The organism is Variovorax boronicumulans NBRC 103145 (genome assembly GCF_001591345.1).
In the GTDB taxonomy this organism is placed as follows: domain Bacteria; phylum Pseudomonadota; class Gammaproteobacteria; order Burkholderiales; family Burkholderiaceae_C; genus Variovorax; species Variovorax boronicumulans.
In genome coordinates this window covers 1-7,445 of sequence record NZ_BCUS01000190.1, presented here as the reverse complement: position 1 = coordinate 7,445, position 7,445 = coordinate 1, and the positions used below count along the sequence as shown (strand labels likewise).

6 protein-coding genes are annotated in these 7,445 nt (G+C 68.7%); 2 read left to right on the top strand and 4 right to left on the bottom strand.

Annotated elements, in window-relative coordinates:
• Together VBO01S_RS30035 and VBO01S_RS30030 are read left to right on the top strand one after the other, a co-directional pair.
• A partial coding sequence (locus tag VBO01S_RS30035; RefSeq protein WP_157627512.1) for an efflux RND transporter periplasmic adaptor subunit occupies window positions 1–669 on the top strand: 669 nt, incomplete at its 5' end.
• A gap of 20 nt (window positions 670–689) precedes the next feature.
• Window positions 690–3,800, top strand: coding sequence for an efflux RND transporter permease subunit (locus tag VBO01S_RS30030; protein ID WP_062482513.1), 3,111 nt, complete (start codon window positions 690–692; stop codon window positions 3,798–3,800).
• Window positions 3,801–3,830: 30 nt separating this feature from the next.
• Here VBO01S_RS30030 and VBO01S_RS30025 read toward each other — a convergent pair whose 3' ends face one another.
• From VBO01S_RS30025 to VBO01S_RS30010, 4 genes are all read right to left on the bottom strand, one after another.
• Window positions 3,831–4,166: a DMT family transporter gene (locus tag VBO01S_RS30025; RefSeq protein ID WP_157627510.1), complete on the bottom strand. Its 336-nt coding sequence runs from the start codon at window positions 4,164–4,166 to the stop codon at window positions 3,831–3,833.
• A gap of 208 nt (window positions 4,167–4,374) precedes the next feature.
• Window positions 4,375–5,898, bottom strand: a complete 1,524-nt coding sequence (locus tag VBO01S_RS30020; RefSeq protein WP_062482511.1) for a tripartite tricarboxylate transporter permease — start codon at window positions 5,896–5,898, stop codon at window positions 4,375–4,377.
• A 15-nt stretch (window positions 5,899–5,913) separates the two neighbouring features.
• Window positions 5,914–6,465 carry a tripartite tricarboxylate transporter TctB family protein gene (locus tag VBO01S_RS30015; protein ID WP_062482508.1) on the bottom strand — a complete coding sequence of 184 codons (552 nt, stop codon included), beginning with the start codon at window positions 6,463–6,465 and terminating at the stop codon, window positions 5,914–5,916.
• Between the two features lie 145 nt (window positions 6,466–6,610).
• Window positions 6,611–7,445: Bug family tripartite tricarboxylate transporter substrate binding protein (locus tag VBO01S_RS30010; protein WP_062482504.1), on the bottom strand; the 835-nt coding region annotated here is incomplete at its 5' end.

Genomic DNA, 7,445 nt, shown 5'->3' with positions numbered 1-7,445 from the left:
GCCGTGCTGGCCGCGCAGCAGGTGCGCGGGCGCAACACGCAGGTGCTGGCACCCGACGACGGCGTGATCTCCGCGCGCACCGCCACGGTGGGCAGCGTGGTGGGCGCCGGCACCGAGCTGTTCCGCCTGATCCGCCAGGGCCGGCTCGAATGGCGCGCCGAAGTCACCTCGGCCGAGCTGGGCCGCGTCGCCGTGGGCACGCCGGCCTTCGTGGTCAGCGCCAGCGGCGCGCAGGTGAAGGGCACGGTGCGCAGCATCGCGCCCACGGTCGATCCGCAGACGCGCGCGGCGCTGGTCTATGTCGACCTGCCCAACGTGCAGCAGAACACCGGCGTGAAGGCCGGCATGTTCGCGCGCGGTGATTTCGAGCTCGGCCGCAGTTCCGCGCCGACCGTGCCGCAAGGCGCGATCGTGCCGCGCGACGGCTTCAATAACGTCTTCACGCTGCTGCCCGACGGCCGCGTGGCGCAGCTCAAGGTGCAGACGGGCCGCCGCCTGAAGGACCGCGTGGAGATCACCAGCGCCCTGCCCGAGGGCGTGCAGATCGTGGTGCAGGGCGCGGGCTTCCTCAACGACGGCGACCTGGTGCGCGTGGTGGACGCCACGCCCGCGACGCCTGCGTCCGCCACCCCGGCGAAGGCGGGGGCATCCGCGCCTTCGCCTAAATAAGCAAGCACAAGGAACACGCCATGAACGTTTCCGCCTGGTCCATACGCAACCCCATTCCGGCGGTGATGCTGTTCGTGCTGCTCACCTTCGGGGGGCTGCTGTCGTTCAACGCCATGAAGGTGCAGAACTTCCCGGACATCGACCTGCCGACCGTCACCGTCTCGGCCTCGCTGCCGGGCGCCGCGCCCTCGCAGCTGGAGACCGACGTCGCGCGCAAGCTCGAGAACTCGATCGCCACCATCCAGGGCCTGAAGCACATCACGACCAAGGTGCAGGACGGCGCCGCCACGCTGATCGTCGAGTTCCGCCTCGAGAAGCCCGTGCAGGAGGCCGTGGACGACGTGCGCTCGGCCGTGCAGAAGGTGCGCGCCGACCTGCCTGCCGACGTGCGCGACCCGGTCGTCACCAAGCTCGACTTCGCGGCGCAGCCGGTGCTGGCCTTCACCATCGCCTCGTCGCGCATGGACAACGAGGCGCTGAGCTGGTTCGTCGACAACGACATCACCAAGAAGCTGCTCGCGCTGCCCGGCGTGGGCGCGGTGAACCGCGTGGGCGGCGTCACGCGCCAGGTGCACATCGACCTCGACCCAGCCAAGCTGCAGGCGCTGGGCGCCTCGGCGGCCGACATCTCGCGCCAGCTGCGCCAGGTGCAGACCGAAAGCGCGGGCGGGCGCATCGACCTGGGCGGCAGCGAACAGCCGGTGCGCACCATGGCCACCGTGCAGTCGGCCGACCAGCTCGCCGACATGCAGATCGCGCTGAGCGACGGCCGCCGCATCCGCCTGGACCAGGTGGCGCGCATCAGCGACACCATCGCCGAGCCGCGCGCCGCCGCGCTGCTCAACGGCAAGCCCGTGGTGGGCTTCGAAGTGGCTCGCAGCCGCGGCGCCAGCGAGGTCGAAGTGGGCCGCGCCATTCAAAAGGCGCTGGCCGACCTGCGCGTGCAGCGTCCCGACATCGAGCTGACCGAGGCCTTCAACTTCGTCGACCCGGTGGAAGAAGAGTACGACGGCTCGCTGCACCTGCTGTACGAGGGCGCCATCCTCGCGGTGATCGTGGTGTGGCTCTTTCTGCGCGACTGGCGCGCCACTTTCGTCTCGGCCGTGGCGCTGCCGATGTCGGTGATTCCGGCCTTCGTCGGCATGTACCTGCTGGGCTTCTCGGTCAACGTGATCTCGCTGCTCGCGCTCTCCCTGGTGGTCGGCATATTGGTCGACGACGCCATCGTGGAGGTCGAGAACATCGTGCGCCACCTGCGCATGGGCAAGTCGCCCTACCAGGCGGCCATGGAAGCGGCGGATGAAATCGGCCTGGCCGTGATCGCCACCACCTTCACGCTGATCGCGGTGTTCCTGCCCACGGCCTTCATGAGTGGCGTGGCCGGCAAGTTCTTCAAGCAGTTCGGCTGGACCGCGTCGCTCGCAGTGTTCGCCTCGCTGGTGGTGGCGCGGGTGCTCACGCCAATGATGGCGGCCTACATCCTCAAGCCCATCGTCGGCGCCGAGAAGGAGCCGGGCTGGCTGCGCTGGTACATGCGCGCCGTGACGTGGAGCACGCACCACCGTTTCAAGACGATGGTGATGGCCACCCTCTTCTTCTTCGGCTCGCTGGCGATGATCCCGCTGCTCAAGACCGGCTTCATCCCGGCCGACGACAACTCGCAGACGCAGGTCTACCTGTCGCTGCCGCCGGGCTCCACGCTGGCGCAGACCACGGCCGCGGCCGAGGAAACGCGCCGCCGCGTGATGCAGATCAACCACGTGAAGAGCGTCTACACCACGGTGGCGGGCGGCAGCGCCGGCGGCGACCCGTTCGCGAACTTCGGCACGCCCGAGACGCGCAAGGCCACGCTGACGATCCAGCTCGATCCGCGCGGCGACCGGCCGCGCAAGCAGGTGATCGAGAAAGAGATCCGCACCGCGCTCGAAACCCTGCCCGGCGTGCGCAGCACCGTGGGCCTGGGCGGCTCGGGCGAGAAGTACATCCTGGTGCTCACGGGCGAAGACCCGGTGGCGCTGTCGGCCGCCGCGAGCGCGGTCGAGAAAGACCTGCGCACCATTCCCGGCCTGGGCAACATCACCTCGACCGCGAGCCTGATCCGCCCCGAGATCGCCGTGCGCCCCGACTTCGCGCGCGCCGCCGACCTGGGCGTGACCAGCTCGGCCATCGCCGAGACCTTGCGCGTGGCCACGCTGGGCGACTACGACCAGGCGCTGGCCAAGCTCAACCTCGCGCAGCGGCAGGTGCCGATCGTGGTGAAGCTCGAAGACTCGGCGCGGCAGGACCTCGACCTCATCGGGCGCCTGTCGGTGCCGGGCGCGCGCGGCCCCGTCATGCTGAGCCAGGTGGCCTCGCTCACGATGGAAGGCGGCCCGGCCGTCATCGACCGCTACGACCGCTCGCGCAACGTCAACTTCGAGATCGAGCTGTCGGGCGTGGGCCTGGGCGACGCCAAGACCGCCGTCGAGGCCCTGCCCTCGATCCAGAAGCTGCCGCCGGGCGTGCGCATCGCCGAGGTGGGCGATGCCGAAGTGATGACCGAGCTGTTCGCCAGCTTCGGCCTGGCGATGCTCACCGGCGTGCTGTGCATCTACATCGTGCTGGTGCTGCTGTTCAAGGACTTCCTGCACCCGGTGACCATTTTGTGCGCGCTGCCGCTCGCACTGGGCGGGGCCTTCGTGGGCTTGCTGATCGGGCAGAAGGCGCTGTCGATGCCCTCGCTGATCGGCCTGATCATGCTGATGGGCATCGCCACGAAGAACTCGATCCTGCTGGTGGAGTACGCCATCGTGGCGCGCCGCGACCACGGCATGAGCCGCTGGGACGCGCTGCGCGACGCCTGCCACAAGCGCGCGCGGCCCATCATCATGACCACGCTCGCCATGGGCGCCGGCATGCTGCCCATTGCCGTGGGCTTCGGCACCGCCGACTCGAGCTTCCGCTCGCCGATGGCGATGGCGGTGATCGGCGGGCTGATCACCTCCACGGTGCTGAGTTTGCTGGTGGTGCCGGCCGTGTTCACCTACGTGGACGACATCGAGCACTGGATTCGCCGCACCGTGCGCAAGGTGCGCGGGCAGCCGGCCGATCCGCACATCGACGACGACCTGGTCGAGGCGCCGCAGCGCTGAGACCTCCGAGCGCGGGCAGCGGTGGCCCCGCTACCGCGCCTCGATGTTCAGCACCACCACGCCCGCCACGATGGCCAGCAGGCCGACCATGCGGGTCAGCGTGACCGCCTCACCGAACCAGACCATGCCGGCGACCGCGATCAGCGCGGTGCCGGCACCGGCCCAGACCGCGTAGCCCAGCCCCACATCCAGTACGCGCACCGCGAGCGACATGAGCCAGATCGCGCCGGCGTAGCAGGCGGCGGTGAGCAGCGATGGCAACAGGCGGGTGAAACCTTCGGCATGGCGAAGGGCGATGGTGCCGGCGACTTCCGCCGCCACGCTGGCCGCAAGCAGCAGCCAGGCCAGAGTCTGTGGACTCTTCATGGGAATACCTCGTCACACCCCTGCCGTACCGGGCATGGAATGCGGGCGATGCAAGCGGTACCCCGAACGAAGCCGCCATTCTGGGGACATGCGGCGGCGCGGTGATGACTGCGCAGTCAAGCCCCTTGGCGCCGCAGGCGCATTCAAAAAAAATGCCGCGGGCGCCAATCGCCCGCGGCATGTGAACCGAAAAAGAAAGTCGGTCGCGTCAGGCGTCCAGCTGCGCCAGCCGCTTCAGCTTGCGTTCGCTCATGCGCTTGGCCAGGCGCGGCAGCACCAGCACGGCGACGATGGCGATGATCACCACGATCGACTCGGGGCGCTGGAAGAACACGATCGGGCTGCCCTGCCCCATGGCAATCGCGTTGCGCAGGTTGGCTTCGGCGAGCGGGCCGAGGATCATGCCGACCACCACGGGAGCGGTCGGGAAATCGAAGCGCCGCATCACCACACCCAGCAGGCCAATGCCGAACAGCAGGAACAGGTCGAAGGTGTTCTGGCGCATGCCGTACGCACCCACGGTCGCGAAGATCAGGATGCCGGCGTACAGCTGCGGCTTCGGAATCTTGAGCAGCTTGACCCACAGGCCGACCATCGGCAGGTTCAGCACCAGCAGCATCAGATTGCCGATGTACAGCGAGGCGATCAGCGCCCAGACCAGCGCGGCCGAGGTGGTGAACAGCTGCGGGCCCGGCTGGATGCCGTAGTTCTGGAACGCGCCCAGCATGATGGCCGTGGTGTTCGACGTGGGAATGCCCAGCGTGAGCAGCGGGATCAGCGCGGCGGTCACGGTGGCGTTGTTGGCGGCCTCGGGGCCGGCCACGCCTTCGATGGCGCCGGTGGTGCCGAACTCGGCCTTGTTCTGCGGGTCTTTCGCGAGCTTCTTCTCGGTCGCGTAGCTCAGGAAGGTCGGGATCTCGGTGCCGCCGGCCGGAATGCAGCCGAAGGGCGTGCCGATGGCCGCGCCGCGCAGCCAGGCGGGAATGGAACGCTTCCAGTCGCGCGAGGTCATGTGCACGCGGGTCAGCTTGTTCTGGCCCTCGACCACGCGGCCTTCGTACAGCACGGCGTACAGCACCTCGGCCACCGCAAAGAGGCCCACCGCCACCAGCACGATCTCGATGCCGTCGAGCAGCTCGGGCATGTTGCCGGTGTAGCGGCCCTGGCCGGTGATCTGGTCCAGGCCCACGCAGCCGATGGCCAGGCCGACGAACAGCGCCGTCATGCCGCGCAGCGTGCTCTTGCCGAGCACCGCGCTCACGGTGGTGAAGGCCAGCAGCATCAGCAGGAAGTACTCGGGTGCCGCCAGGCGCACGGCGTAGTCGGCCACGAAGGGCGCGAACAGCGTGACGACCACGGTGGCGATGGTGCCGGCCACGAAGGAGCCGATGGCCGCGGTGGCGAGCGCGGCGCCCGCGCGGCCGCTCTTGGCCATCTTGTTGCCCTCCATCGCCGTGACCATGCTGGCGGTTTCACCGGGCGTGTTCAGCAGGATCGAGGTGGTCGAACCGCCGTACATGGCGCCGTAGTAGATGCCCGAGAAGAAGATCATCGAGGCCGTGATGTCGACCTTGCCGGTGATCGGCAGCAGCATGGCCACCGCCACGGCGGGGCCGATGCCGGGCAGCACGCCCACCGCCGTGCCCAGGGCACAGCCGATGAGGCACCACAGCAGGTTGATGGGGGTGATCGCGGCCGCGAAGCCGGTCATCAGTGCGTTGAAGATATCCATTTGGCGTGGCTCCGCTCAGATCCAGCCGGTGCTGGTGAGACCCGGCAGGCTGATGGCCAGGAACTTGGTGAACATCCAGAAGACCGGGGCCGAGATCGCCAGGCCCGTCACCAAGTCGGTGACCCAGGTGGCCGGCGCATTGACCTTGGCCTGTCCGGCGGCGCGGCGCAGGCCCTGCACGGCCAGCAGGTAGCACAGCGCGCAGCTCAGGATGAAGCCGATGCTGGTGATGAGCGCCGCATTGAGCAGCAGGCCCGCCGCCACCCAGATGAAGCCGGGCCAGTAGGCGGTGTCGGCGCCGGAGGGCGCGTCGAGCTCGCGAAAGCCCCCGCTGAACGCTTCCCAGGTGATCCACGCGCCGCAGACCATCAGGACGATCGAGACCATCCAGGGCAGGAAGTTGGGGCCGACGCCGCCGTAGCCGGCTTCGGAAGAAATGCCGATGGCGCCGAAGGCCAGCGCGGCGCCGGTCAGCAGCACGCCGAGACCGACGACGTATTGCGGCCAGCGGGCCGCGCCGGAGGTGGCCTCAGCGGAATGTGAGACCGAGGATTCTGGAGTTGTCATTTTTTGCTCCCGCAGTCGTGGGGAAAAAGAATTGCCTCCTTCCAGAAACACCGCGGAACTGGCTCTGCCAGGCCGCAGGTGTTGCCCCCGGAAGGGGGAAGGCGTGCGCGACACGAAGTGCGCGCAGCCTGGGGGCGACTCAAACTCAGACCATGCCGGACTTGGCCATGATGGCGCGCAGGCTGGCGAAGTCGTCGTCGACGAACTTGGCGAAGGCATCGCCCGACAGCACGGCCGGCGTCCAGTCGTTCTTCTTGAGCGACTCGGCCCACGACGGGCTCTTGAGCGCGGCCAGCACCATGTCGGTCAGGGCCTTGCGCTGCTCGGCCGAGATGCCGGGCGCGCCGTACACGCCGCGCCAGTTGCCGATCTCGACGTCGATGCCCTGTTCCTTCAGGGTCGGCACATTGATGCCCGGCAGGCGCTGGGCGGAGGTGACAGCAATGGGTTTCATCTTGCCGGCGGCGATGTACTCGGCGAACTCGCTGTAGCCGCTGCCGCCGATGGTGACGTTGCCGCCCAGGATGGCGGCGGTGGCTTCACCGCCTCCGCGGAAGGCCACGTAGTTGATCTTGGACGGATCGGCGCCGACCTTCTGCGCGATCATGGCCGCGGCGATGTGCTCGGTGGAGCCGCGCGAACCGCCGCCCCACTTGACGCTGCCCGGGTCCTTCTTGAGCTGCTCGACCACGTCCTTCATGGTCTTGAAGGGCGAATTCGACGGCAGCACGAACACGTTGTATTCGGTGGTCAGGCGCGCGATGGGCGTGGCCTGCGACAGGTTGACCGGCGGCTTGCCGGTGATGATGCCGCCCAGCATGACCGAGCCCATGACCATCAGCGCGTTGGCATCGCCCTTGGAGCCGTTGACGAACTGGGCCAGGCCCAGCGCACCGGCGGCACCGCCCTTGTTGTCGTAGGCGACGGTGTCGGCCACCTTGGCGTCGGTCAGGGCCTTGCCCAGCGCGCGGCCGGTGGTG

Bases quoted from the DNA above. Each gene is read 5' to 3' on its own strand.
- VBO01S_RS30030 (WP_062482513.1), top strand. From the start codon at position 690: ATGAACGTTTCCGCCTGGTCCATACGCAACCCCATTCCGGCGGTGATG.
- VBO01S_RS30025 (WP_157627510.1), bottom strand. From the start codon at position 4,166: ATGAAGAGTCCACAGACTCTGGCCTGGCTGCTGCTTGCGGCCAGCGTG.
- VBO01S_RS30020 (WP_062482511.1), bottom strand. From the start codon at position 5,898: ATGGATATCTTCAACGCACTGATGACCGGCTTCGCGGCCGCGATCACC.
- VBO01S_RS30015 (WP_062482508.1), bottom strand. From the start codon at position 6,465: ATGACAACTCCAGAATCCTCGGTCTCACATTCCGCTGAGGCCACCTCC.